Origin of the sequence: Streptomyces sp. NBC_01171, from assembly GCF_045039805.1 — a bacterium.
GTDB lineage: Bacteria > Actinomycetota > Actinomycetes > Streptomycetales > Streptomycetaceae > Streptomyces.
On record NZ_CP108609.1, the window covers coordinates 6,210,688 to 6,235,172 of the forward strand.

Consider the following 24,485-nt stretch of genomic DNA (forward strand, 5'->3'; position numbering starts at 1 on the left):
GGGGCGGGAGTTCCGCCATGCCACTGATCTGCCTCGTCCGTCACGGCCAAGCCTCCGCCGGGGCGGACGACTACGACGTGTTGTCCGAGCCCGGCCGCGTCCAGGCCGCCTCCGTCGGCCGGGAACTTGCCCGCCGGGGCCTGCGGGACCCGTACCTCGTCTCGGGCACCCTGACCCGTCAGCGCGACACGGCTCAACTCCTCGCGGAAGCGGCCGGATTCGAGCGGCCCCTCCACCAGGACGCGCGCTGGAACGAGTACGACCACCTCGACCTGATCGCCCGCTACGCCCCCACGCCCGAGCGGACCTCCTCGACGCAGGACCTGCTCGACCATGCCCTCCTGGCATGGATGCGGGACCCCGCGGCGACCGACGCCGACGGCGAGACCTGGGCCGCGTTCGCCGGGCGCGCCGCGGCCGGACTGGCCGAACTGTCCGCCGCGCTCGGCCGGGGCCGGGACGCGGTCGTCGTCACCTCGGGCGGCGTTCTCGCCGCACTGTGCGGAACGCTGCTCTCACTGCCCCACGAGGGAGTCGTCGCCCTCAACCGGGTGACCGTCAACGCCTCCGTCACCACCCTCGTGGTGGGAGCGTCCGGGACCACCCTGCTGACCTTCAACGAGCACGCCCATTTCACCGGCGACCGGCGCCAGTTGCTCACCTATCGCTGAGGCGCGGAACGCCGGTGGAACTAGGCCCTTCCCGCCGGAGTCGAGGGACCGCCCTCGCGGAGTTCGGCGCGGCGGATCTTGCCGGTCTGGGTCTTGGGCAGGTCGGCGATGAAAAGGACCTGTCGGGGACACTTGTAGGCGGCCAGCCGGTCGCGGGAGAAGGTGATCAGCTCCTCCTCCGTGGCGCTCAGGCCCGTCTTGAGGGAGACGTAGGCGCCCACCGTCTCGCCGCGGTACTCGTCCGGCCGGCCGACCACGGCGGCCTCCAGCACCGAGGGGTGCTCGTACAGCGCGTCCTCGACCTCGCGCGGCCAGACCTTGTAGCCGGACACGTTGATCTGGTCCTTGAGCCGGTCCACGAGGTAGACCCACCCCTGCTCGTCGATGACGGCGACGTCACCGGTGCGCAGCCGCCCCTTTGGCATCGTCAGCTCGGTGACCTCGGGCTTCCCCCAGTAACCGGGCACCACCTGCGGCCCGCTCAGCTCCAGCTCGCCCTGCTCCCCGTGCGGCACCGGCCGGCCCTCGGGGTCCACCACCCGCGCGGTGAGGTGAGGGGAGTGCTGTGACCGAGACCGATGCCGGGACGGCGTGGCGGACATACGCGGACCGGGGCCTGCCGCCCATCCTCGAGACCGTCCTGGCCTGCTTCATGGAGCACGGCTACCACGGGACGACGATCCGGACCGTCGCCTCCCGGGCCGGCCTCTCCGTGCCGGGGCTGTACTACCACTACGCCTCGAAGCAGGCGCTGCTCGTCGCGCTCGTCTCCCACGCCATGGAAGACCTGTGGCGACGCAGCACCGCGGCGCTGGAGGAGGCCGGCGACGACGTCCGGCGCAGGTTCGACCTGCTCGTGGAGTGCCTCGTGCTGTTCCACGCCCACCAGCGCGACCTCGCGTTCATCGCCTACAGCGAGATCCGCAGCCTCACGGGGGAGGCCCGCACCACCTACATCGCCGCCCGTGACCGCCAGCAGCGGTTGATGGACCACGTCATCGAGGGCGGTGTGGCGCAGTGGGTCTTCGCGACGCCGTACCCGTGCGAGGCGAGCAGGGCGATCGTCACCATGCGCACGGGCGTCTCGCAGTGGTACCGCGCCGCGGGCGAGCACTCCCCGCAGGAACTGGCCGAGCGGTACCGCGCCATGACGCGGATGACGGCGGGCGCCTCCGCGTACAAGACGGTCAAGAAGGCGACGTCGAACAGTACGGGCGGGCTCCGGACCACGGTGAAGGCGACCGTGCCGGGGACGTGGCGGTGGACGTACCACGGGAACTCCACCGCCGGGGCCAAGTCGTCGGCGGGGATTACGTCGCCGTGCGCTAGGCGCGGTACGCGACTCGGAGGGCGCTGTCCGGCCAGGTGGCGCCCTCTGGCCTAGAACGGTCCCCGGCAGGGAACATGTCGACTTAGCGTCATGGTCATCCCGCACGGTCCGTCGCTTTCCGGGCCCGGTCCCCGCCAGGAGATCACGAAGTGTCCTACGACAGCTCCGAGTTACCCTCCGATCGCCGCGAACCCAGTTGGTCGACGGGACACGGTTCGCCGGAGCCGCCGGGCCCGCGCTCCGGTCCGCACCGCACCCTGCGCAAGCTGCGCCGCGCCTACCGCTGGCAGCGGCGCGTGGCCTCCCTCACCGCGCTCGGCTACTTCGCCGTCTTCCTCACACTGACCGTCAAGGCCCCCTGGCTGATGACCCGTCCGGGCCCGGGCGGCCTGCCCACCGGTCTCGTGCTGGCCCTCGTGCAGATCCCCGTCACCTGGCTGGCCGTCCTGCTCTACGAGGCCACCGCGTACCGACTCGTCGACCCGCTGGCCCGCCGCGCCCGCCAGTCCTACCCGGCGCCCGTGCACCGGGAAGGAGGCCGGTGACGGAGTTCAGCGGTTCCGCACAGTCATGGTCCCTGGCCGCCTTCTGCTCCGTCGTCGCACTGACCCTGCTGCTCTGCGTCCTCACCGGCCCGGACGCGGACGACCTGGCCGAGTTCTACACCGGCTACAAATCCCTCTCGCCCCTGCGCAACGGGCTCGCCGTCGCCGGGGACTACATCTCCGCCGCCACCGTGCTCACCATCGGCGGCATCGTCGCGCTGTGCGGCTACGACGGGGTGGTCCTCGCGCTCAGCGCCGTTTTGTCCCTACTCCTGCTGATGTTCCTGCTCGCCGAGCCGCTCCACAACACCGGCCGGTACACCATGGGCGATGTCCTCGGCCACCGCCATCCCGCCCGGTCCGTCCGTGTCGCGGCCTGCGCGGTCACCTTGCTCGCGCTCGTCCCGATGATGATCGTCCAGCTCGCCGGGGTGGGTGAACTCCTTGCCTACGTCATGGGGTTCACCGAGCCCGCCGCGAAGAACGGCTGTGTGGTCGGAGCCGGGATACTCATGATCAGTTACGCGGCTCTGGGCGGGATGCGGGGTACGGCGCTCGTGCAGATCTTCAAGACGGTGATGCTGCTCGCCTCCGGGCTCGTCGTCAGCGGGCTGATCCTGCACACCTTCGGCTGGAGCACCGGGGCACTGTTCCGCACCGCGGCGCGCGAGAGCGGTGCCGGGCCCGCCTACCTGCGCTGGGGGCTGCAGTACTCCAGCAGTCCGCATCCCGCGCTCGACCTGGCGAGCACCCAGTGCGCGATCGTGCTGGGCGCAGGCTGTCTGCCGCACGTCACCATGCGCATGTACACCGCCGGGACGCCGCGCCAGGTGCGGCGGGCCATGTCCTGGGCGGTCTCCTCGGTCACCCTGTTCATCCTGATGCTCGTACTGATCTGCACCGGGGCCACCGCCCTCCTCGGACACGCCCGCATCACCGGGGCCGACCCGCACGGCACGACCGCCTATCTGCTCGGCGCCCGCGCCGCGTTCGGCAGCGGTCTCTCCCGCTCCGAGAGTCTGCTCTTCGCCACCGTCACCACCGCCGTGTTCCTCACCCTGCTCGCCTCCGTGGCGAGCATGACGCTGGCCTGCGCGAACGCCCTCGCCCACGACCTGACGGCCTCCCGTCGTATCCCGCTGGCACCGGTGCGGGAACTCACCCTCGCCCGCTCGTGCGCCCTGCTGGTCGGCACCCCCGTCATCCTGGTGGCCGCCCTTGCCCAGCACCGCAGCCTCCAGCCCCTGGCGACCCTCTCCTTCACCCTCGGCGCCTCGGCCATCGCCCCCGCGCTCCTCTACACCCTCTTCTGGCGCCGCTACACCCGCGCGGGCCTGCTCGCCACCCTCGTGGTCGGCTCCCTCACCGTCCTCGCCCTCACCCCGGGCACCACCCTCGTCTCCGGCACCCCTCTCTCCGCCTTCCCCGAGGCCGACTTCGACTGGTTCCCGTACAACACCCCGGCCCTCGCCTCCATCCCGGCGGGCTTCCTCGCCGGCTGGCTCACCTCCCTCCTCTCCGGCAAGTCCACCGCCGACCGGGAACGCGCACGCTACGAATCCGCCGAGCATCGCCTCCTGACGGGGCCGTCGGCACGGGACCGGTTGGGGGGAGGCACGGATGGCTCTTGACGAGTTCCGGCAACGGGCGGAACACGTCCGGGACCTCTACGACCGGCTCAACCTGTCCGGACGCGGCCGGGTGTGGACAGGCGAGGAGTTCATGCTCGGCTTCGTCGGCGACGTGGGTGACCTGGCCAAGCTGGTCATGGCGGCGGAGGGCGCCCGCGACATGCCGGGCGCCCGCGCGGCCCTGGCACACGAACTCGCGGACTGCCTGTGGTCGGTGCTCATCCTGGCCGACCGGTACGACATCGACCTCCACCGGGCGTTCCACCGCACGATGACCGAACTGGAAACGGCGATCAACACCCGCCTGGACGCCGCCCGCCCCGACGAGGCCAAGGACGACGAGCATGGATCTTGACGCCTATGTCGCCCGCGCTCGCAACGGCCCCTGCTTCATCTGCGCCTACCTGGACGGCCACCCTGACTACCGGCACGAACCTGTCTACGAGGACGACGCGCACGTGGCGTTCCTGGACCGGTGGCCCACCCTCCCCGGCAAACTCCTGGTCGCACCCAAGGCGCACATCGAGCACGCCGTCCGCGACCTGGGCGAGACGGCGTACACCGAGTTGATGCTCGTCGTCCGCAGGGTGGCGCTGGCCATGGAGGAGATCCTGCGCCCGGAGCGGACCTACCTGCTGTCCCTGGGCAGCCGGCAGGGCAACGCCCACCTGCACTGGCACATCGCGGGCCTGCCGCCCGGCGTACCGTACGAGCGACAGCAGTTCCACGCGCTGATGACCGAGAACGGCGTCCTCAACCCCACCCCGGACGAGAATTCCGACATGGCCCGGCGACTGCGTGCCCGCCTCGCGGCGCGCAGAGGTAGGACCTAGGGCCTGTCCGGCGGATCATGTGACCAGCAGCGGAGGGATCCCTGTTCCTATGGTGGGGCGGGGTGAGCTGGCAGGGTATCGGTCCACCCGTCAACGGATCGCAGGACCGAGTACGGGATCGGGTACCGGCTGGTCGGTGGATCGCGGGCGGTATGACGGTGTGTCCGGAGGGCCGCGCCGGGCGGGTGTGGCTTGATCGTCGGGCGGTCCCGGCAGGGGCCTCAACATCAACCGACGTCCGTGGCACGTGCTGAGTGCCGCGATCTTTGTCGAGGAGTCCCCATCGTGAGACCGACCCTGCAACATGCCATGTTCCATAGTCGTGCCGCGGGAGCCGCGGGTGAGCGGCGGCGCCCGGCCAGGCGTGCTGCCGTACTGCTCGCCACGGTGGCGCTGCCGGCGGCCCTGGTGGTACCCACGGCCACCCCCGCCGCGGCGGTGCCCGTGACGGTCACCTTCAACGCGGGCGCCGACCAGCCCTTCACCGTGCCGTCCGGCGTCACCCAACTGACCGTCACCGCCACCGGCGCCGCAGGCCAGAACGGCCCCGGCGGCGGCACAGGCGGCAACGGCGCCACCGTCACCGGCACCGTCACCGTGCCGCCGAGCACCACCACCCTCTATGTCAACGTCGGCACGGGTGGGGGCGCCGGCGGCGGAGGGGGGACTCAGGGCGGTGCCGGCGGCGGTTCCAGCGATGTCCGCACCTGCAGCTCGGCCGGCCCCGGCTGCACCCTGACCGGCGTCCCCGCCACTGACCCCCGCCTCATCGTCGCGGGCGGTGGAGGCGGCGGAGGAAGCGGCTTCCCCCCCAATTTCCTCGTCCCGGAGGCCACCGGTGGAGACGCCGGAATCACCGGGGGTGCCGGCGGCAGTAGAACGAACAGCGGCCAGGGCGGCGGCGGCGGAACCCAGACAGCCGGCGGCGCAGGCGGAGCCGTATGCCCCTTCGGCGGTACATCCGGCACTCCGGGCACGGGCGGTGCGGGCGGCAACGGCGGAGGCAACTTCGGGGCGGGCGGAGGCGGGGGCGGCTGGTTCGGCGGAGGCGGCGGCGGAGGCTGCAGCCAAATCCAGAGCTCCCCTCCCGCTTTCGGTCCCGGTGGCGGCGGCGGTGCGTCGAACCGTGTCCCCACGGGTGGTACCTCCGCTCCCGCCGCAGGGCCGGCCCAGGTGACCATCACCTACGAGCCGGCGCCCCCCACCTGCGCGACCGCCACGCCCACCATCACCGGCACCAACGGCAACAACGTCCTGATCGGCACTCCCGGCAATGACGTGATCTTCGGCCTCGGCGGCAACGACGTGGTCGACGGCCGCGGTGGCAACGACATCATCTGCGGCGGCGACGGCAACGACTCCCTCACCGGCGGGGACGGCAACGACCGCATCGAAGGCGGTAACGGCGCCGACAACCTGAACGGCAACAACGGCAACGACGCCCTCTTCGGCGGTCCCGGCAACGACGCCCTCTTCGGCGGCACCGGCACCAACACCAACGACGGCGGCACCGGCACCAACGCCTGCTTCAACCCTTCCACCGGTCCCGGCTGCTTCTAACCCCGCCCCACACGCCTCCGACCTGATCGACGAACATCAGAAACGGGCCCCGGCGCATCCCTCGCCGTAGCGGCGAGGGATGCACGAGGGCCCGTTTCAACGCTTTGTCCATCCGAGCCCTGCGCGACGACGGCCACGCCCCCTGCACACAGGTCGCCGGCCTCATCCACGAGCACCTGGACGACATCGACCGTCGCATGGCCGAACTCGCCGCCACCCGCGACGCAGTACGCGCCCTGGCGGACCGAGCCGCCACCACCGACCCCGCCGCCTGCGGCGCGGACGACATCCGCACGATCCTCAGGTGTCCTCTACGAGAGCGCTCTTCTGGAACGTGTCGGCCATTGGCCGGATCACCAGATGGACCTTCAGCTCAAATACGCGCACGTCGTTGGGGCAAGCGAAGGGGACGTCGTGCGGCATGGTGGACTCCAACGCGATCGGGAAGTAGGACGCCGGAGGACTGCTGCAGGACCACGACGAAACCGCATCCCTCGCGAATCCCCGTGCCCTTGGGGTCCACCGAGAGCGGTTGCATTCGGTGCGTTGCACTGCATGCGGGACGCCGATGCCGGACGTCCCGCATGCGGTGGGGTCAGCCGGCGGCTGCCGCGAAGCTCTGGGCCGGGGAGCCGTCGCAGGCGCGCTGGGTGAGCTGCGCGCTGTTGGTGGCGGCGGACGCCGCCGTGAGGCACTTGCCGCTGTGCCGGGCGGTGAAGTGGTACCGCCCGGCGGTCTCCCGTACCGGGAGCCACTGCTGGTTCGGCCCGCCCCCGTACGCCCACAGCTGGAGCGGCGCGTTGTCGGCGGTGGCGACGCCGGTCACGTCGATGACCTGGTCCGGAGCGGGGCGCACCCCGATGCGCCGGTATCCGTCCTCGGTCCCGGCGAGCCGGAACTGCTGCGCCTGGGTGCCGTTGCAGGCGTACTGCTGGATCGCGGTCCCGTTGGCCGTGGCGGCCGCGCGGGCGTCGACGCAGGTGCCGTTGCCGACGTTGCGCAGCGAGTACCAGGATGTTTCGGAGAGACTGTCGTCCGGCGGAGTGGTACCGCCCGCCCCGCCGAGCCACTTCAGCCCGTCCAGCAGGAACCGGTTCTGCGTCGCGCTGGCGAATGTCGACGACAGACGGGTGTTCGTGTCGTAGTTCATCGCATTGTGGCCGAAGTTCGCGTAGAGCATCCTGTACTTCGTGTTGGTCCACAGGATCGGGTAATAGCCGCTGTACCAGGACTGGTCGGGGTCGGTGCCCAGGGGGAAGCTGCTGGGGTCGACCGAGGCGAGGACCTTGATGTCCGGGTTCTGCCGCAGATCGTTGGACCAGCTGTACCACTCGCTGACCGACGAGGTGAAGGTGGCGGGCAGGTTCACGGTGGAGGGGTGCGAGCGGTCTTCGACCTTGAGGACGGCGGCAGTCGGACCCCAGGTGTTGGACTTGAAGTCACCGCTGCCCAGGAAGGTGTTGTGGTACCAGGACCAGCCGGCCGCGTCCGTGGTGAAGGCGGAGACGTGAAAGCCCATCCAGGCCCCGCCGTCGCGCATGTACTGCTCGAACCCGGTGCGCTGAGCGGCGGTCTGCGGCAGGTCGTCGAGGAAGAGGACGACCTTATAGGCGCGCACGCCCCCGTCGGCGAGCAGGTTCCAGTCGTTGCTGGCGGTGTAGGTGAAGCCGTTCGCGGCGGCCTGCTTGGGCAGCCAGTCGTTCGCCTCCTTCTCGAAGTCGATGTGTGCCGCGTCCCAGGTGCCGCTGTAGAGACCGAGCACCTTGAAGGGCGCCGCCGCGGTGTGCGCGTGCGCGGCAGGTGGCGCGGCGAGTCCGAGCAGGACCGCGAGCAGGAGAAGAACCCGCAGGCCGGTGCTGCCGGATCGGGAGCTGATGGTGTGCATCCGCTGATCGGTCCTTCCCTGCGGTCTACGGGTAGTTGGTCAAGTAGGCGACGTTGGTCGTGGAGTTGGACGGCCCTCCGGTGTTGTTGATGACGTGGCTGATGGTCCCGGTGCCGCCCAGCGAGACGGTCACCATGTCGTGGAACCTGACCCCGGAGGTGTTCGGCACCTCGAAGGCCCGGTCCGCGACAACGCCGGGGTTGGTACTGAAGTAGCAGTAGCTGCCCAGCCCCCACGCCTCATGCCCGGTGACGGAGCCGGCGACCTTGTACGCGGGGTAGCCCTTGCCTCCGCCGTTCATCCAGGCGGCCTGGTTCGGCGGGTCGTAGGGCATCTCGTTCTGGAAGAAGTACGTTCTGCCGCCGTTGCCGTTCCAGAGGACCTGTGTCTTCTGGAAGTGCTCGACGAACAGGCCGTACGCGGTGACGTCGGCGCCGTTGACGACGAGCCCGGTGTCGGCGGTGTTGGTGGTCCAGCCGACCGTGCCGCTGTTGCCGTGGTCGGCACGCCAGATCCAGGTGTGGTCGATGATCGTGTTCGCGCTGTTGACGACGAGGGAGTCGGTCGCCTTCCCGACAGTGGCGCCGCCGATCCGGACGAAGAAGTCGGACAGCTGGACGGGGTCGGCGGCGTGGCCGGCGGCCGAGCCGTCCGGGCCGATCCGCACGAGCGTGCGGGAGGTGGTGGTGCCCGCGTCGATCAGCAGGCCGGCCAGCTGTATGCCGTCCACGTCGGCGGTGCTGATCGCGGTGATCCCACCGTCCGGGACGAAGGTGGCCAGACCCATACCGAGGACGACCGTGTCGGGGCGCGTGATGTTCAGCGTCTGGTCGAGGTGGTAGACGCCGGGGGTGACCAGCAGGTTCTTGCCGGCCGCGAGGGCCGCGTTCAGGTCGGCCGCGGTGGCTCCGGGCCTGACGATGAAGAACTGTTCGAGCGGCAGCGACGTGCCCGCGGGCGTCCTGCCGCTCCAGGTCGTGCCGACCGCGTTCCCGCGCAGCGCGGGCACGAACACCTTGTAGGCGCCGGCCGCGTCCACGTACAGGAAGGGCTTCTCGCGGATCGTGGGGCTGCTCGCGACATTGGTGTACGTCGGGAAGGACTGGGCGGGCGCGCCCTGGTCGCCGACGAAGACCATGTTCCAGTTGGAACCCGCCCAGCTGCCCATCTGGGAGTTGCGGGTGAGGAACTGCTGTTGGGAGCCGGAACGGATCTGTCCGTCGACCTTGGTGTCGGAGATGAAGCCGCCGCTGGACCAGCCGCCGTCGTCGAGCGCGAGGTTGCCGCGTACGTGCATGCGCCGGTACGGGGCGGCCTGCGAGACGGCCCAGCGGTCGGTGCCGCCGGTCGGGTTGACCGACAGGTTCTCGGCGGCGCGCCAGAAGTTCTGCGTGGCGTTGCCCTGGAACCAGTCGGCCTCCGCGTGCACGGCGCCGTTGATGGTCACGTCGTCCGGGGAGAGGCCGAGGCCGGCGACCTGGGTGTAGAAGCCGACGTTGGCGTCGGCGCTGTAGGTGCCCGGCTTGAACAGCAGGGCCTGGCGGGCCGAGCCGAACTGGTTGGTCTGCTGCTGGGCGAAGACCGAGTTCAGCTTGGCCTGGATCGCGGCGGCCGGCATCGACGGGTCGAACACCGTCACGTTCGGGCCGAAGTCCGGGGTGCCGGGCGGGTTCGTCGTGCCACCGCTCAGCGTGAAGGACTGCGCGGCCGTGGCGTTGCAGGTGTACTGGGCGAGCTGCACGCTGTCGGCAGTGGAGGCACCTGGGACGTCCAGGCACTTGCCGCTGTTGCGGTTGACGAAGTGGTACGAGCCGTCGGCCTCGGCGACGGGCAGCCACTGCTGGTTGGCGCCGCTGGAGTACGTCCACAGCTGGATCGCGGCCGAGTCGGCGGTGGACACGTCGGTGACGTCCCAGACCTTGGTGGCGTCGAGGCCGCTGTCGACGCGGTAGTAGCCGCCGCTGGTGGGGACCAGCTGCCAGGTCTGGGCGGCGCTGGCGTTGCAGCCGTACTGCTGGACGGCGGTGCCGTCGCCGCTCGCGGCCGCACGGGCGTCGACGCACTTGCCGCTGCCCTTGTTGATCACGGTGGTGGGACCGGTCGGGATCGCCGCGGCCGCCGCGGGCCGCGCGCTCGCCGAAGTCGGCGCGGCGGACTGGAGTCCGGCAGCGGTCGTGGCCACGAGCACGGCCACGGTGAGAGTTCTTAACACGGAAGTCTCCTGGGGCGGGTCGTCAGCCGGTGTACTTGGCGAAGATGCCGGTGAACTGCCAGGCGCCCTGGGCCACGCCCGAGCACGTGTCGTCGTTCGGGTAACCGCCGGAGCAGGGCCGGTCGCGGTTGGCCGACCAGAAGGTGAGGCGCGCGAGGTGGTGCTGTTGCGCGTAGCCGAGGATGGTCTGGAAGTCGGCGGGGGTGACGGTCTCGTTGTCGTCGGTGATCCCGTTCATGGACGAGATGCCCATGCCCCGGTAGGCCTGGTCGTCGCTGTAGCCGTACGCGCTCTTGAGGGCGTTCTTCAGCCCCTCGGCCGCCCTGGTGGTCAGCGTCCCCATGTTCTGTCCCGCGCCGCCGAAGTCGAACGGCATGATGGTCCAGCTGTCGACCTGGAGCCCGGAGTTGGCGGCTCGGTTGATCAGGCTGGTGTCCGGCCCGGACTGTCCCGTGCCGATGGTGACGTACACCTTGATGCCCGGGTTGTTGGCCTTGACCGTCTTGAGCGCGTCCACGGTGCGCTGCTGCACGGTGGCGTTGCTGTACGCGTCGGCCTCGATGTCGATGTCGATGGCCTTGAGCCGGTATGCGTCGATGACCTTCTGGTACGCGCCGGCCAGTGCCGAGGCGCTGGTGCAGGAGCTCTCCAGCTTGTTGCCGCTGTAGCCGCCGAACGAGGGGATGACGTCGCCGCCCGCGCCCCGCACGGTGTTGATCGTCTGCTGGTCGACGCCACCGGTCAGCGGACGGCTGCCGTCCCACTGCGGGTTGCAGGTGCCGTTGCTGAGGACGAAGGCGAGGGTGAACCACTTGACGCCGGTGGCGTTCATGACGGTGGTCGGGTTGGGCGGGCTGCCCCAGCCGTTGTAGAGGTACGGGGCGACGGCCATCGGCGCCGCGGCGGGCGGCGTCCCGCCGCCGGTGGGCGCGGTCCATTTCTGGTTGGCGGCGCCGGTGCAGCTCCAGATCTGGACGGGCGTGCCGTTCGCCGAGGTGTTGCCGGTGACGTCGGCGCACTTGCCGGACTGCTGGCCGACGAGGTCGCGGGCGGCGGAGACGGTCCATTTCTGGTTGGCGGCGCCGGTGCAGTCCCACAGCTGGAGTCTGGTGCCGTTGGCGGTCGAACTGCCGGTCACGTCCAGGCACTTGCCGAGCGCGCGGACCGTGCCGTCGGTTTCGACCGTCCACTGCTGGGCGGCGGTGCCGTTGCAGTCGTAGAGCTGGACGGCCGTGCCGTTGGCGGAGTTGGCTCCCGCCACGTCGAGGCACTTGCCGCCGAGCCCGGTGATGGTGCCGGTGGCCGCGGCGGCCGGAGTCACGGTGAGCGCGCCTGCCGACGCCGTGAGCAGTGCGGCAGCGAGCACACCGCGCAGGGCGGATCTGGGCATGGGGGACATGGGGGTTCACAGCCTTTCAGGGGAGGCCGTCGGTGGGGGGAGCGCTGTTCAAGTACCTGAACTGCGTGTGCATTCATGAAGCTGTGGCGAACGGGAACCTAAAGGTCCAGACCTGGGCCGTCAAGAGTTGACGCCGAAAAGGGCCGCAGGCGTATGGCGTGGACAGGTTCGTGAACGGGGAGACGCTGACCCACCCGATCACCTGGGAGCGCGACCTGGCCGGCGCGAACGGCAACCTCGCTGCGGACGTTCGTCCGTGACGCCGGTCGAGGACGGGACCGAGGAAACCGAAGAGGTGTTCCGGGCCGCCGGTCTTCGACGGCGGCCCGGAACGCGCCGCTGCTTCGGGCAACTCTCGGGCTGCGCAGAACCGGACCCGCTGACGCGACCGGATCCCGCGAGGGACAGGCTGTTCGACACGATCGGTATCTCCCTCCTGTCGTCAGACACCGGGCCAGCCGTCGGCCTGGCCGAGCAGCGACCGGTACTCGGCCTCCCGACGCCGGTGCCGCCTCGCGGCACGCTCCGCCCGCCTCTGCTCGTCCAGCAGCTTCCGTAGCTCCTCGCGGGCCTGGGCGCGCTGAGACCGGACGTTGGCCTGAGCGGCCGCCAACAGCAGAGCAGTTCGGTCGGACCGGGCCAGGTAGTGCAGTGCGAGCGCCTGCAGGACGGCGGAGCAGTACCGCTCGGCGGCATCGGAGGCGGACATACGGGTCCGCACGCCAGTATGGGCATGCGCCGACAGGCGGGCCGGCGCGGTAGGGGTGATCTTCCCGGCCTTCTCGCAGTCCCACAGTCCGCCGACCCGCACTCCGAACACCCGCGGCTCGTGCGCCCCGGTGTGATCAGCACGGCCAGCGGACGCCGCCCGCCCCCACCCACCAGATGAATCTTCGTGGTCACCCCTCCCCGGGAGCGGCCCAGCCCTTCCTCGTCCCGATGATGAACGGGCCGACTCCGCCGACCGGGGAGGCGCGGAGGCTGCTTCCGTGCACCGGCCGCGTGCTGGTGCGCCCGGCAGACCGTCGAGTCCACCCCCGCCATCGTCCAGTCCAGACGGCCCTCGATATCGGCGTCGGCCTGGACTGCCCGCAAGATCCTGTCCCACGTGCCGTCCGCCGACCACCTGCGATGCCTGTCACGCACCGTCTTCCACTTGCCGAACCGGTCCGTTGCCGGAAGAGAATGCCGTTGAGCACCACACGGTGGCTCTTCCACCGCCCGCCCCGGCCTGCGTTTCTCGGCAGGTGCGGCTCCAGCCGGGCCCACTCCGCATCTGTCGGATCACCCCGCCCGACACCGGACGGAACGATTCACCAGTCAGCCTGTCACGCGACCCCTCGGACAGGTCCTAGTGCGCCGCCGCGAGGGAGTCCGAGTCCTCTGATTCGCCCGGCTCCTCCGGCCTGCTGGCCAGGGTGAAGACGATGCGGGTGCCCTCGGTGTGGGTGAGGTCGACCGCGATGGTGCCGCCGTGGAACTCGACGATCTTCTTGCACATGGCGAGGCCGATGCCGCTGCCCTGGTAGCGGTCCTTGGTGTGGAGGCGCTGGAAGATGACGAAGACCTTCTCGGCGTACTCGGCGGCGATGCCGATGCCGTTGTCGGTGACGGCGAAGCGCCAGAAGTCGCCGTCCTGTTCGGCGGAGATGTGGATGACCGGGGTGTCGCCGGGGCGGCGGAACTTGATGGCGTTGCCGATCAGGTTCTGCCAGAGCATGCCCATCTGCGTGGAGTCGGCGATGAGGGTGGGCAGTTCGTCCCGGGTGATCACCGCTCCCGACTCCTCGATGCTGACGCTGATCGCGGTGAGGGTCCGCTTCATCACCGTATTGAGGTCGACGCTCTGGTGGGTGTTGTGGACGCGGCCCACGCGGGAGAAGTCGAGCAGGTCGTTGATGAGGGTCTGCATGCGGTTCGCGCCGTCGACGGCGAAGTCGATGTACTGGTCCGCCCGTTCGTCGAGCTGTCCGCCGTACCGCCGCTGGAGCAACTGCGTGAAGCTGGACACCTTGCGCAGGGGTTCCTGAAGGTCGTGCGAGGCGACGTATGCGAACTGCTCCAGCTCCGCGTTGGACCGCTTGAGGTCGGCGGACTGCTCGTCCAGGCGCAGCCGCGCCTCCTCACTGAAGTCCAGTGCCCGCACCAGCCGTTGGCGCATGGACTCGATCTCGCTGCTCAACTGCCGCAGATCGGCGGGACCGGTCGGGGTGATGGTGTGGGCGAACTCGCCCTCCGCGATGGTCCGGGCGTCCGCTCCGATCCGCTCCAGGGGGCCGGTGATGCCCCGGCGCAGCGCCTCGGAGACGATCACCGCGAGGGCCACGATGACGGCCGCGATGGCAGCGAAGATCCAGTTCCGCAGGCGCATCGTGGCGGTCAGGTCCGCCCTGGCCGAGGCGCGGTCGGCGCGCAGCCGGTCCTGCTGGTCGGCCATGGCCGCGCGCATGGCGTCGAAGGTCGTCTTGCCCTTGGCCGCGTTCTCGCCGGCCAGGGGCGAGGGCTTGCCGGCCGGTGAGGCCGCGATCGGCCGCGCGATCCGCGCCTGCCAGTTCTCGATCCGGTCCTCGACGGTCTTCAGGTCACGCAGCCGTGCGGGATTGCCCCGGAGGAGGTCCGCCAGGTCCTTCGTGTAGGTCTTCTGCTGGCTGAGCCCCTGCCGGTACGGATCGAGGAAGTCGGCGGTGCCGGTGAGCCCGTAGCCCCGGATGCCCGTCTCCTGGTTGAGCAGCGCCGATTCCAGCCGGATCGAGGTCATCAGCGCCGGGGACTTCACGTCCACGAGGTTGTTGCTGATCGACGCGGTCCGGGCCAGGGCCCAGGCGCCGGTCGCCCCCAGGAGCACCAGGACGGACATCGCGACGGTGACCCCGAGGCGAAGCCAGCGCCTGGTCGTCCACCGGGACAGCTCCCGCGTGTGCGGCGGCTTCTCAACGACGGTCATCCTCTGTTCTCCTCCGCGGTGACGGCCGCGATCACAGCGGCGCAGGCATACCTTAAGCGACGACGACAACTGTTGTTGTCGCGGGTGATGCCGAGGGCTTACGCTGCTGGTCATGCCTGGCAAGAACTTCGTCGTGCCGACCGCCCCGCAGGAGATGGCCGTGCTCGCGGACGCCGCGGTCGACGAGGTCGCGCGGCGCATCGTCCATGAGGTGGCGGAGGGGAGTTCTCGTGTTCCGTCGCCGGACGACCCCTCGCACGCGCTGACCCGGCTGCACGTCCTGACGCATCTCCAGCGGGCCGCCGAACGCCTCCAGCGTGCGGCGGCCGTGGACGCCGCCCGCGCGGGTGCCGGCTATCCCCAGCTCGGCGAGGCCAGCGACATGACGCGCCAGGGCGCCCGGCGCCGCTGGCCGGGACTCTTCACCCACTCCAATGAAGCACCCACGGAGCATCCGATGATGACCACCCCCACCCGTCCCTTCGACGTCCTGCTCGTCGAGGACGACGTCGCCGACGCCCTCCTCATCGAGGAGGCCCTCTCCGAGCGCGGCGCCCGGAACCTGGTCCAGGTCACCGACGGAGTCGCCGCGCTGGAGCACCTGCGCGACCCGGACAGCGTGCGTCCCGACCTCATCGTGCTCGACCTCAACATGCCCCGCATGAACGGCCGCGAACTGCTCCAGATCCTCAAGGCGGACGAGGAGCTCCAGACCATCCCCGTCGTCGTCCTCACCACGTCCTCCGCCCCCGACGACGTCACCAGCGCCTACCAGGGCCACGCCAACGCCTACGTCACCAAGCCCGTCAACCTCGCGGAGTTCGAGCAGGCCGTCCAGAGCATCGACGCCTTCTACCTGGAAACGGCAACCCGCCTGCCCCGCGGCTGATCCCTCCCGGAGCACGGTCGTACGGAGCCGATGGCCCGTACGACCGGGCGTTTCCCATGAGCCCTGTGGTGCCGGTGCTCCCGATCACTGTCCTGGCAGGATGACCGCATGGAACGCGTACTTGGAATTGGCGGCTACTTCCTGCGGGCCGCCGACCCGGCGGCCCTGAACGCTTGGTACCGCGACTGTCTGGGCCTCGACGCCGATGAGCACGGCCAGTGGGAACAGGCAACCGGGCCCACGGTGTTCGCGACCTTCGACTCCGGAACCGACTACTTCGGCTCCCGCACCCAGCAGACCATGCTCAACTTCCGCGTCGCCGACCTGGACGCGATGCTCGCGCAACTCCGCGCCCAGGGAGCGGACGTGGCCGACGAAACCCAGGACATGGAGGGCGTCGGCCGCTTCGGCTGGGTCACGGACCCGGAGGGCAACCGGGTCGAACTGTGGCAGCCCGCCTGACCGTGCTCCCGTAGCGACGGCCGTCAGTCCAGGGCCACGTTCTTCGTCTCCGGGGCCCACGCCACCGACGCCGCGAGGCCGACCGCCAGGACCAGGGTCAGGGCCAGCATGGTGGGGGAGAAGCCGATGTGGTCGAGGCTGAGGGGGAGGAGGAACGTGCCGATCGCGGAGCCGATGCGGCTCATGCCGTTGAGGAGGCCGACGCCGGAGCTGCGGAGGTCGGTGGGGAAGAGTTCGGCCGGATAGACCTGGTCGAGGTTGACGGCCGCCGACATGGTGAAGGTGAAGACCAGGAACAGCGGGAAGAGCAGGGCCTTCGGTGCGTCGGGCCAGACCGCCATGGGCGCGAGGGCGGCGATCAGGACGACGAAGGACCAGATCGTCAGCCCGCGCCGGGTCATCTTCGCCACGAACCACAGGCCCGCCACGCTGCCGCCCAGCAGGAACAGGTTCAGGATGCCGTCGCTGGTGGTGTCCTCCTCGCCGACCCCGATCTTGGCCAGCACCAGCGGCAGGAACGTATAGATGGCGAAGTACGGCACCACCTGGGCGTTGTAGAAGATGACGCCGAACGCCGTGCGCCGCCAGTACTCGGGACCGAAGAGGTCGCGGTAGCGCGCCCGGGGACGCTCGCCGGCGGCGCGCGCGATACGGGCCAGCGACGCGACCGCGTCCTCGTCGCCGCCGAGCCGGCGCACCACGGCCCGCGCCTGCTCGAGGTGCCCGCGCGCGACGAGCCAGCGCGGGGACTCCGGCACGCCGAGCCGCAGCAGCACCACGGCCAGCGCGGGCAGACTGCTGGACGCGAGCAGCCACCGCCACGCCTCGCCCCCGAGGCCGACCACCCAGTTGCCGAGGAAGAACGCCACCACGTATCCCACCGTCCACATGACGGTCAGGGACGCGAGCAGCCCGCCCCGGTAGCGGCGCGGTACGAACTCGGCGACCAGCGTCGGGCCCAGCGCGTAGTCGGCGCCGATGCCGATGCCGATCAGCAGACGCAGTACGAACAACTGGGTGGGGCCGGTCACGAAGAACTCGGCGGCCGACGCGACCGAGATGAGCAGGAAGTTGTACGTGTAAAGGCGCTGGCGGCCGATCCGGTCGGCTCCCCAGCCGACGACGACGCTGCCGAGGAAGATGCCGATCAGGGCCGCCGCGCCGAGCAGCCCCTCCCACACGGAGCCGAATCCCAGCTGCTGGGCGATCAACGGCAGCGCGATGCTGATGATGCCGAGTTCATAGCCGTCGGAGTAGTTGGCGCAGAACGTCAGCGCCGTGATGCGCAGATGGAAGCGGTTGAGGGGAGCGTCGTCGAACGCGGTCGCCGCCTCGTCGCTCCCGGAGGGTCCGGGGTTGTCACTCCCGGAGGAAGAGGTCTTGCTCTGCGGCATAGTCTTCGAAACCTTCCAGTCGTTGCCGGGCCGAGGCACCGGCCGCGTCGGCCATCGCCTCCACCAGCGCCACGGTCAGCGAGACGACCGCGGCGTGGGAGTCGAACACGAACTCGGAGGCGACTCCCGCGCTCAGTACGTCGTCGGCGAGCGGGGTGAGCGCCGTGACGAGCCGGTCCGTGATCAGAAGCGTGTGCAGGCCCAGGGTGCGGGCCTGTTGGAGCGCGGCCGCGCACTCCCGCGGATAGCGGGGGAGCGCGACCATCACCAGTGTTTGGGCGCCACACCGGTGGGCGTGCCGCAGATGGTCGCCGAACACACTGCCCGAGTCGGTCAGCAGCCGGACATCCGGATGGATCTTGGTGGCAAGGTAGGCGAAGGAGGCGGCCTGCGCGGACGACACGCGGTACCCCACGACGACCAGCGGAACGGACGCCATCAGCCGCTCGGCGATGGCGCGCAGCCGGGTCTCGTCGGCGAGCTGGGCACGCAGCGCGGCGAGGTTGCGCAAGTCGGCGTCGACGGCGGCCTGGAACTTGTTGCCGCCGCGCTCTATCACCGGCTCGGTGGTCGCGTTGCGGAGATAGCGCCGGAACTCCGCGTACCCGTCGAAGCCGAGCAGCGCGACGAAACGGGTCACCGACGGCTGGCTCACCTGCGCGTGCTCGGCCAGCTCGGCGCTGGTCAGCGCGGCGGCGTCGCGCGGACGCTCGGCCAGGTAGCTGGCGATGCGCCGTTGTGCGGGCGTGAGGCGGTGCGCGGTGAGCAGCTCGTGCAGCGACCGGGGCACCAGGTTCTCCTTCTCGCCGGCGGGTTCTTGCCAGCACGATGAATCAATAGTTACATGCTATTCGCAGGAATGAATGAACTGTTGTCAAGAGGGGTGGCGATGACCGACTCCAGCCGCATCGTGATCAGCGGCGCCGGACTGCGATGCGCCGACGTGGTCCGCGTGGCCCGGCGCAGCGCGTGGCCGAAGCTGGCGCCCGACGCGCTGACCAGGGCGGAACAGAGCTACGAACTGGCCGTGGAGCTGGGCGCGAAGGGCGCGGTCTACGGCAGGACGACCGGCGTCGGCGCCAACCGCCACATCGTCGTCGACCCCGACGGCGCCGACCTGCACGGGCTGCGCCTGCTGCGCAGCCACGCCGGCGGCACCGGCGCGCCGCTGCCCGACGACGCGGTACGCGCGGTCATGGCCGTACGCCTCAACCAGCTCGCCGCCGGCGGCAGCGGGGTGCATCCCCGGCTGCTCCGGGCGCTCGAACAGGCCCTGCGTGTCGGCGCGCTGCCCCTCGTGCACACCCGTGGCGCGATCGGGACCGGCGACCTCACCGCGCTGGCCGAGATCGCGCTGACCCTCGCGGGTGAACTGCCCTGGGAGTCCGGCGGGATCGACCCCGTCGCGATCAGCCCCGGTGACGCGCTCGCCTTCATCTCCAGCAACGCCGCGACCCTCGCCGAGGCCGTACTCGCCTGGCACGACCTGTCCCGGCTGCTCGCGGCGAGCCATGTCGTGACCGCGCTGACCTTCTGCGCGCTGGGCGGCTCGGCGGAGGCGTACGACGAGCGCGTGCACGCCTCGCGGCCGCACCCCGGCGCCGTACGGTGTGCCGCCGAGCTGCGCCGGCTGCTCACCTCGGGCGGCGACCTGCCGCCCGGCCGGCGCCTCCAGGACCCCTTCGGCCTCAGGGCTTTCCCCCAGGTGCAGGGGCCCGCGCTGGAGGCTGCCGCCCATGTGGAACAGGTGCTGGAGGTCGACCTCAACGCGGCGGCGGAGAACCCGCTGATCGACACCGAGAGCCAACAGGCTTACCACCACGGCCAGTTCTCCACCGCGCCGGTCGCACTCGCCTTCGACTACCTGCGCGCCGCACTCCATCACACGGCCGAGCTGTCCGCCGCCCGCCTCAGCGACCTCGTCGAACCCGACCTCAGCGGCCTCCCGCCCTTCCTCGCCGAGGGCCCGGCGGGCAGCTCCGGCGTCATGATCCTCGAGTACGTCGCCCACGACGCCCTCGGCACCCTCCGCCACGCCGCCTCCCCGGTCACCCTCGGCACGGCCGTCATCTCCCGCGGCCTGGAGGACCACGCCAGCTTCTCCACCCACGCGGTCCGCAGCACGGTCGCGGCAACGGCCGCCTACCGCACGGTCCTGGCCTGCGAACTCCTGGGCGCGGTACGGGCGTTGCGCATGTCCGACACCGAACTCCCCGACACCCCACTCCGCCACGCGTTCGCCCTGGCCTCGGCGAGGCTTCCGCATGTGACCGAGGACCACCCCCTGAGCACGGAGATCCAGCAGGCGGAACGACTGCTGGACCGGTTGGCGGTGCTGTAGGCGCGGATCACTCGACTTAGGACCGGCGGGTACAGGTCCTCTCCCGGCGGGGCACCGCGGTCGATGACTCGTGGGAGGTCGTAGACCAGGACGAGCCAGTACCGCTGGAGGGCCGCCAGGCGATGGAAGAGGCGTTCGGCCACTAACCGCTCCAGATCCTTGTCGCCGGCGAAGTCCCGAACGGTCAGCACCGCGCGGTAGCGCTCGAACGGGACGCCCTTGTCCTCTTCGTAGTCGTGGTCCAGCTCGAGCTCGAGTGCGACAGCGCCGACGCCGCCCAGTGGCGCCAGGAAGTACGACACATCCTCCGAGCACTCGAAACACCCACTGATCACTGATCGTGACCGCTTCACGGAAGTCGTGCCAGAACCCGTTCTCGTGAACAAAGCCAGGGGCGTCCTTGTGGGCCGTGGTACGGGTGAGCCGCAGGGGTACTCGGTGCCCATGGTGAAGCTGCATTTTCCTGGGCGAAAAGACCACCCCCGCGCCAGCCAGGCGCCGGCGCCGGAAGAAGTCGGGCCGGGGCCGGAGGTTCAGCGGCGGGAGCCGGAAGGCCCGTCGAAGCTGCCGAAGGAGTCATGGCGTGCCGTACTCAAGGGCAGCCTGCGCGAGTTCAAGGACGATGAACTCACCGACCGGGCGGCAGCGCTGACCTATTACGGGGTGCTCGCCCTGTTTCCGGCGCTGCTGGCACTGGTCTCCCTGCTCGGCCTCACTGGCAAGTCGACCACGGACAAGGTGCTGGACAACATCAAACAGCTCGCTCCCGGCTCGGTGCGCGACATCCTGACGGGCGCGGTGGAGCAGCTGCAGGGCAGTGCCGGGATCGGCTCGCTGCTGGCTCTGGTGGGTCTGGTGCTGGCGGTGTGGTCGGCGTCCGGGTACGTGGCGGCGTTCATCCGCGCCGCGAACGCGGTCTACGACATGCCCGAGGGGCGGCCGGTGTGGAAGATCCTGCCCGTGAGGTTGGGTGTGACGGTCGCGCTTTTGGTCCTGGCCGTGGGCAGTGCGGTGATCGTGGTGTTCACGGGGGGCCTGGCCCGCCGGGCGGGGACGGCGCTGGGGCTGGGGGACGCGGCGCTGATGGTGTGGTCGATCGCGAAGTGGCCGGTGCTGGTGGTTCTGGTCACCGTGATGATCGCGATCCTGTACTGGGCGAGCCCGAACGCGAAGGTGAAGGGCTTCAAGTGGGTCACGCCGGGCAGTTTCCTCGCCCTGGTCATCTGGATGATCGCCTCCGCCGGTTTCGCGGTCTACGTCGCCAACTTCGCCTCCTACAACAAGACCTACGGCACGATGGCGGGCGTCATCGTCTTCCTGGTGTGGCTGTGGATCAGCAATCTGGCGATCCTGCTGGGCCTGGAGTTCGACGCGGAGGCCGCCCGCCAGCGGGCCATCGCCGGCGGCCACCCGCCGGAAGCCGAGCCCTACACCCAGCCGCGCGACACCCGTAAGTGGGACGAGCAGGACCGGCGCCGCCTGGACGGGGGGTGACAGCCACACCTGATCTTGGGTGCGGCCTGGGGATCTCCGGGTACCGAAGGCGCATGAGGGTGGATGCGGGGTTGCGTGACGCGGACAGGGCGCTGACGAAACAGGCCGCCTCCCGGACCCCGCCCGCTCTGGCGAGGACGCTGTCGGCGGTCGAGGAGGCGGCAAAAGGGCGCCAAGCTGTGGTGCGGCGCGGGCGCGGCGATGGTGGCTGGGCGGCTGGCGCGGCCGCAGGGCGGCAGCCGCGGGCCTGACAGCGCTGGCGGTGGCGCAGTTGGTGTCAGGCGGCGTGTGCAAGCAGCCGGCCGACCGGCCCCGGCCGTCCAAGGACTGGATCCCCCACGACGAGGTCGAGGACCGCCCCGAGTCGTCTTCCTTCGGTCGTAGCCCCGGTCGGCGTACAGGCGCCGGGGCTTTCGACGGGGGCGCCCTCGTAGCCCTCGAACCTGTGGGACGGCGTAGAGCAGCGGGAGGAGCTGGGTGACGTCGTGGCGGTTCCCTCCAGCGAGGGAGACGGCGAGCGGGGTTCCGTGGCGGTCGACGATCAGGTGGTGCTTGGAGCCGGGGCGGGCACGGTCTACGGGTGAGGGTCCAACGTGACCCCCCCTTGAGGGCCCGGACGTGTGATCCGTCCACGGAGCAGTCGTCCAGGTCCAGCAGGTCGGCGCGGCGAAGCTCGGTCAGCAGAGCAGCGTGCAGGCGCGGCCAGACACCGGCCTCGGTCCAGTCCCGCAGACGGCGCTAGGCCGTCACCCCGGAGCATCCCACCGGCTCTGTCGGGACATCACGCCACGCGACACCGGTTCGCAACACGTACATGATGCCGACGACCGCCGCCCGGTCGGGAACACGCAGCCGCCCGGGATAGCGGTGACGGCGCTCGGGAGCGGGGACAACAGCGGGGCCACCCGCTCCCACAAGTCGTCTGGAACGAGATCAGCACGCACTTCGAACACCCTGAAACGATCAGTTGACAGGCACTCGATGCGCGATGAGTTTCACCGGACCCGTCAGTCTCAGCACCGTTGTCGACAGTCGAGGAGGAGCCCGTGGGGCAGCTGTTGCGGGTGCAGAACTTCAATGTTTCCAGTGATGGGATCGGTGCCGGGGAGGATCAGACGCTGGAGAGGCCGTTCGGGCATGTTGATCCCGGGCGGCTGTTCTCGTGGGCGGGGGCTACGGCGAGCTGGCCGATGCGGACCGATCCGGGTGGGAGCCGCGGGCTGGACGACTACCTCACGCGGGACTACGCGCGGAACATCGGCGCGGAGATCATGGGGCGGAACAAGTTCGGGCCGCAGCGCGGGCCTTGGGAGGATCTGGAGTGGGAGGGGTGGTGGGGTGACGAACCGCCGTTCCGTACGCCGGTGTTCGTGCTGACGCACCACAAGCGGCCCTCCATCACACTGTCCGACACGACGTTCCACTTCGTCGAGGGGGAACCGGCGGAGGTGCTCGCGCAGGCCAAGGAGGCGGCGCAGGGGAAGGACGTACGGCTCGGGGGAGGGGCCACCACCATCCGGGAGTTCCTCGACGCCGACCTCGTCGACACTCTCCACGCGGCGGTCTCGCCGATGAAGCTCGGGTCGGGCGTACGGCTCTGGGATTCCCCGGACGAGCTGCTGGACCGGTTCCACCGGGACGTCGTTCCCAGCCCGAGCGGGGTGACGCACCACCTGTTCTGGCGCAAGTGACCAGCGCTCAGGGCAGCTCCGGCGCGGGGCTGCCCTGAGGCGGGTGTCGTCCTTACTCCTGGTCCGCTCCGGCAGGGCGTCGGTGACCATGCGGGTGGCCAGGGACGCGGCGAACTGGTCGGGCAGCCGCTGGTGTTCGGGATCTACCTCGGCCTCGTCGTCGTGGATCGCCATGAATCACCGATACGTGGCTGACCCTCACCGAACGCTCACACGCCCGGCCGGAACCCGGCCGCCACCGACCTCCACCAAGGGTCAGGTGGCGGCCCGGAGCACATCAAGCTAGTGCGTCCTGGCGGGAGTTGGCTGCCATCACCGCTGGGACTTCCCCTTCTTCTTCAGCGCCGAAGGCCTGTGCACCGCCGTCCGCCCCGACTTGTCACTGCGGACCTCGTACTGGGGGTCGTCGGGGGAGGCGTCGACCGTGCGGCCGGCGGCCTTGGTGCGGTCGGTGATCTTCTTTTCGACCTTGCCGGTGGTCTCCGTGCCGTGGGTGCTCCAGGCGACCTTGTCGCCCTTGGCGGGGCGGTCCTTGTCGGAGGCGTTCATGGGAGCTCCTGGGGGAGGTGGGGTGTCCTACCACCCTGGCCGGGCGCTGGCCCGTTCGCACCTGGGCGCGGGGTTTCCGGCGCGTCCCGGGGTACACGGTGGGGCGTAGGACCGTGGCCGATCAAGGAGGAAGTGGCGATGGACAGCGTGCGCGAGATCATGACGGGGAACCCCACGACGGTGGACGGCCAGGAGTCGGTCACGTCCGTGGCGCGGACGATGCGCGACGAGGGGGTCGACGTCGTGCTCGTGGTGGAGGGCGGGGCGCTGCGGGGGCTCGTCAGCGATCACGATCTCGTCGTAGGCGCGCTCGCGGAGGCGGCCGACGCCGAGAAGATGACCGTGGCCGAGGTGGTGCGCGGGGGGCTCGTCACCGTCGACATCGACGACGGTCTCGACAACGTCGCCCGGCTGATGGAGGAGAACTCGGTGCGTCAGGTCGCCGTCATCGAGAGCGGTTCCCCGGTGGGCGTCGTGAACGCCGGCGACCCCCGCCTCCAGGGCCGCTCCGGCCGCATCGACTCACCCACCCCGGAGCACGCCCGAAAGTCGCGTGGCGACAGCTAGAGCCTGCCTGGTCGTGCCGGGTACGGGAATCCCGCGACTGCCGGCAGCCCGATCTGCGCCCTCAGTTTCCTCATGACGGCAGACGCTG

21 protein-coding genes and 4 pseudogenes are annotated in these 24,485 nt (G+C 70.3%); 14 read left to right on the plus strand and 11 right to left on the minus strand.

Annotated features, from left to right (window positions below):
- Positions 1 to 17: 17 nt before the first annotated feature.
- Complete coding sequence (locus tag OG448_RS28765; protein WP_405558124.1) at positions 18 to 671, plus strand: histidine phosphatase family protein; 654 nt, start codon at positions 18 to 20, stop codon at positions 669 to 671.
- 20 nt (positions 672 to 691) lie between these two features.
- Here OG448_RS28765 and OG448_RS28770 read toward each other — a convergent pair.
- Positions 692 to 1,228 (minus strand): annotated as a pseudogene (locus OG448_RS28770) (AMP-binding enzyme); the annotation flags it as partial.
- Between the two features lie 8 nt (positions 1,229 to 1,236).
- On the opposite strand from OG448_RS28770, the gene OG448_RS28775 reads away from it, so the two are divergent.
- The 7 genes and pseudogenes from OG448_RS28775 to OG448_RS28805 form a co-directional block, all read left to right on the plus strand.
- Complete coding sequence (locus OG448_RS28775; protein ID WP_405558125.1) at positions 1,237 to 2,055, plus strand: TetR/AcrR family transcriptional regulator; 819 nt, start codon at positions 1,237 to 1,239, stop codon at positions 2,053 to 2,055.
- A 95-nt stretch (positions 2,056 to 2,150) separates the two neighbouring features.
- Positions 2,151 to 2,546: a DUF485 domain-containing protein gene (locus tag OG448_RS28780; protein WP_405558127.1), complete on the plus strand. Its 396-nt coding sequence runs from the start codon at positions 2,151 to 2,153 to the stop codon at positions 2,544 to 2,546.
- A complete protein-coding gene (locus OG448_RS28785; protein WP_405558129.1) occupies positions 2,543 to 4,177 on the plus strand; it encodes a cation acetate symporter in 1,635 nt (544 codons plus the stop codon). Before OG448_RS28780 ends, OG448_RS28785 begins: the two co-directional genes overlap by 4 nt.
- A complete protein-coding gene (locus OG448_RS28790) occupies positions 4,167 to 4,532 on the plus strand; it encodes a MazG nucleotide pyrophosphohydrolase domain-containing protein (RefSeq protein WP_405558131.1) in 366 nt (121 codons plus the stop codon). Before OG448_RS28785 ends, OG448_RS28790 begins: the two co-directional genes overlap by 11 nt.
- On the plus strand, positions 4,522 to 5,010 hold the full coding sequence (locus OG448_RS28795; RefSeq protein WP_405558133.1) for an HIT family protein: 489 nt from the start codon (positions 4,522 to 4,524) through the stop codon (positions 5,008 to 5,010). Before OG448_RS28790 ends, OG448_RS28795 begins: the two co-directional genes overlap by 11 nt.
- A gap of 285 nt (positions 5,011 to 5,295) precedes the next feature.
- Positions 5,296 to 6,570, plus strand: coding sequence for a calcium-binding protein (locus tag OG448_RS28800; protein ID WP_405558135.1), 1,275 nt, complete (start codon positions 5,296 to 5,298; stop codon positions 6,568 to 6,570).
- A 104-nt stretch (positions 6,571 to 6,674) separates the two neighbouring features.
- A pseudogene (locus tag OG448_RS28805) lies at positions 6,675 to 6,794 on the plus strand (MerR family DNA-binding protein); the annotation flags it as partial.
- Positions 6,795 to 7,165: 371 nt separating this feature from the next.
- Here the strand turns inward: OG448_RS28805 and OG448_RS28810 are convergent.
- The 6 genes and pseudogenes from OG448_RS28810 to OG448_RS28835 all read right to left on the minus strand — a co-directional run bounded on the left by OG448_RS28810 (position 7,166) and on the right by OG448_RS28835 (position 15,010).
- On the minus strand, positions 7,166 to 8,455 hold the full coding sequence (locus tag OG448_RS28810) for a ThuA domain-containing protein (protein ID WP_405558137.1): 1,290 nt from the start codon (positions 8,453 to 8,455) through the stop codon (positions 7,166 to 7,168).
- 25 nt (positions 8,456 to 8,480) lie between these two features.
- The gene (locus OG448_RS28815) at positions 8,481 to 10,667 is read right to left on the minus strand and encodes an RICIN domain-containing protein (RefSeq protein ID WP_405558139.1); all 2,187 of its coding nucleotides are present in this window, start codon (positions 10,665 to 10,667) and stop codon (positions 8,481 to 8,483) included.
- Positions 10,668 to 10,689: 22 nt separating this feature from the next.
- Positions 10,690 to 12,057: a ricin-type beta-trefoil lectin domain protein gene (locus OG448_RS28820; RefSeq protein ID WP_405558141.1), complete on the minus strand. Its 1,368-nt coding sequence runs from the start codon at positions 12,055 to 12,057 to the stop codon at positions 10,690 to 10,692.
- Between the two features lie 451 nt (positions 12,058 to 12,508).
- Positions 12,509 to 12,775, minus strand: coding sequence for a hypothetical protein (locus OG448_RS28825; RefSeq protein WP_405558142.1), 267 nt, complete (start codon positions 12,773 to 12,775; stop codon positions 12,509 to 12,511).
- 122 nt (positions 12,776 to 12,897) lie between these two features.
- A pseudogene (locus tag OG448_RS28830) lies at positions 12,898 to 13,379 on the minus strand (IS5 family transposase); the annotation flags it as partial.
- A gap of 38 nt (positions 13,380 to 13,417) precedes the next feature.
- Positions 13,418 to 15,010, minus strand: coding sequence for a CHASE3 domain-containing protein (locus OG448_RS28835; RefSeq protein ID WP_405558144.1), 1,593 nt, complete (start codon positions 15,008 to 15,010; stop codon positions 13,418 to 13,420).
- A gap of 112 nt (positions 15,011 to 15,122) precedes the next feature.
- On the opposite strand from OG448_RS28835, the gene OG448_RS28840 reads away from it, so the two are divergent.
- The gene (locus tag OG448_RS28840; protein ID WP_405558145.1) at positions 15,123 to 15,899 is read left to right on the plus strand and encodes a response regulator; all 777 of its coding nucleotides are present in this window, start codon (positions 15,123 to 15,125) and stop codon (positions 15,897 to 15,899) included.
- A gap of 108 nt (positions 15,900 to 16,007) precedes the next feature.
- On the plus strand, positions 16,008 to 16,361 hold the full coding sequence (locus OG448_RS28845) for a VOC family protein (RefSeq protein WP_405558147.1): 354 nt from the start codon (positions 16,008 to 16,010) through the stop codon (positions 16,359 to 16,361).
- A 23-nt stretch (positions 16,362 to 16,384) separates the two neighbouring features.
- On the opposite strand, the gene OG448_RS28850 is transcribed toward OG448_RS28845, so the two are convergent.
- Positions 16,385 to 17,755: an MFS transporter gene (locus tag OG448_RS28850; protein ID WP_405558149.1), complete on the minus strand. Its 1,371-nt coding sequence runs from the start codon at positions 17,753 to 17,755 to the stop codon at positions 16,385 to 16,387.
- Positions 17,721 to 18,545: a MurR/RpiR family transcriptional regulator gene (locus tag OG448_RS28855; protein WP_405558150.1), complete on the minus strand. Its 825-nt coding sequence runs from the start codon at positions 18,543 to 18,545 to the stop codon at positions 17,721 to 17,723. Before OG448_RS28855 ends, OG448_RS28850 begins: the two co-directional genes overlap by 35 nt.
- Positions 18,546 to 18,644: 99 nt before the next feature.
- Between OG448_RS28855 and OG448_RS28860 the strand changes: the two genes are divergently transcribed.
- Both OG448_RS28860 and OG448_RS28865 read left to right on the plus strand, forming a co-directional pair.
- Complete coding sequence (locus OG448_RS28860) at positions 18,645 to 20,096, plus strand: aromatic amino acid ammonia-lyase (RefSeq protein ID WP_405558152.1); 1,452 nt, start codon at positions 18,645 to 18,647, stop codon at positions 20,094 to 20,096.
- 444 nt (positions 20,097 to 20,540) lie between these two features.
- Positions 20,541 to 21,590, plus strand: a complete 1,050-nt coding sequence (locus tag OG448_RS28865) for a YihY/virulence factor BrkB family protein (protein WP_405558154.1) — start codon at positions 20,541 to 20,543, stop codon at positions 21,588 to 21,590.
- Between the two features lie 341 nt (positions 21,591 to 21,931).
- Here the strand turns inward: OG448_RS28865 and OG448_RS28870 are convergent.
- Positions 21,932 to 22,534: pseudogene (locus tag OG448_RS28870) on the minus strand (IS5 family transposase); the annotation flags it as partial.
- Between the two features lie 102 nt (positions 22,535 to 22,636).
- On the opposite strand from OG448_RS28870, the gene OG448_RS28875 reads away from it, so the two are divergent.
- Positions 22,637 to 23,281 (plus strand): dihydrofolate reductase family protein, encoded by a 645-nt coding sequence (locus OG448_RS28875; RefSeq protein WP_405558155.1) that lies wholly within the window; start codon positions 22,637 to 22,639, stop codon positions 23,279 to 23,281.
- Between the two features lie 312 nt (positions 23,282 to 23,593).
- Here the strand turns inward: OG448_RS28875 and OG448_RS28880 are convergent, their stop codons facing one another.
- Positions 23,594 to 23,830, minus strand: a complete 237-nt coding sequence (locus tag OG448_RS28880; RefSeq protein ID WP_405558157.1) for a DUF2945 domain-containing protein — start codon at positions 23,828 to 23,830, stop codon at positions 23,594 to 23,596.
- A 138-nt stretch (positions 23,831 to 23,968) separates the two neighbouring features.
- Between OG448_RS28880 and OG448_RS28885 the strand changes: the two genes are divergently transcribed.
- Positions 23,969 to 24,397, plus strand: coding sequence for a CBS domain-containing protein (locus OG448_RS28885; protein WP_405558159.1), 429 nt, complete (start codon positions 23,969 to 23,971; stop codon positions 24,395 to 24,397).
- Positions 24,398 to 24,485: the final 88 nt, after the last annotated feature.

Coding starts and splice junctions, on each gene's coding strand:
- OG448_RS28765 (WP_405558124.1), top strand. CDS start 18: ATGCCACTGATCTGCCTCGTCCGTCACGGCCAAGCCTCCGCCGGGGCG.
- OG448_RS28790 (WP_405558131.1), top strand. CDS start 4,167: ATGGCTCTTGACGAGTTCCGGCAACGGGCGGAACACGTCCGGGACCTC.
- OG448_RS28795 (WP_405558133.1), top strand. CDS start 4,522: ATGGATCTTGACGCCTATGTCGCCCGCGCTCGCAACGGCCCCTGCTTC.
- OG448_RS28810 (WP_405558137.1), bottom strand. CDS start 8,455: ATGCACACCATCAGCTCCCGATCCGGCAGCACCGGCCTGCGGGTTCTT.
- OG448_RS28820 (WP_405558141.1), bottom strand. CDS start 12,057: ATGCCCAGATCCGCCCTGCGCGGTGTGCTCGCTGCCGCACTGCTCACG.
- OG448_RS28825 (WP_405558142.1), bottom strand. CDS start 12,775: ATGTCCGCCTCCGATGCCGCCGAGCGGTACTGCTCCGCCGTCCTGCAG.
- OG448_RS28835 (WP_405558144.1), bottom strand. CDS start 15,010: ATGACCGTCGTTGAGAAGCCGCCGCACACGCGGGAGCTGTCCCGGTGG.
- OG448_RS28840 (WP_405558145.1), top strand. CDS start 15,123: ATGCCTGGCAAGAACTTCGTCGTGCCGACCGCCCCGCAGGAGATGGCC.
- OG448_RS28845 (WP_405558147.1), top strand. CDS start 16,008: ATGGAACGCGTACTTGGAATTGGCGGCTACTTCCTGCGGGCCGCCGAC.
- OG448_RS28850 (WP_405558149.1), bottom strand. CDS start 17,755: ATGCCGCAGAGCAAGACCTCTTCCTCCGGGAGTGACAACCCCGGACCC.
- OG448_RS28860 (WP_405558152.1), top strand. CDS start 18,645: ATGACCGACTCCAGCCGCATCGTGATCAGCGGCGCCGGACTGCGATGC.
- OG448_RS28865 (WP_405558154.1), top strand. CDS start 20,541: ATGGTGAAGCTGCATTTTCCTGGGCGAAAAGACCACCCCCGCGCCAGC.
- OG448_RS28880 (WP_405558157.1), bottom strand. CDS start 23,830: ATGAACGCCTCCGACAAGGACCGCCCCGCCAAGGGCGACAAGGTCGCC.
- OG448_RS28885 (WP_405558159.1), top strand. CDS start 23,969: ATGGACAGCGTGCGCGAGATCATGACGGGGAACCCCACGACGGTGGAC.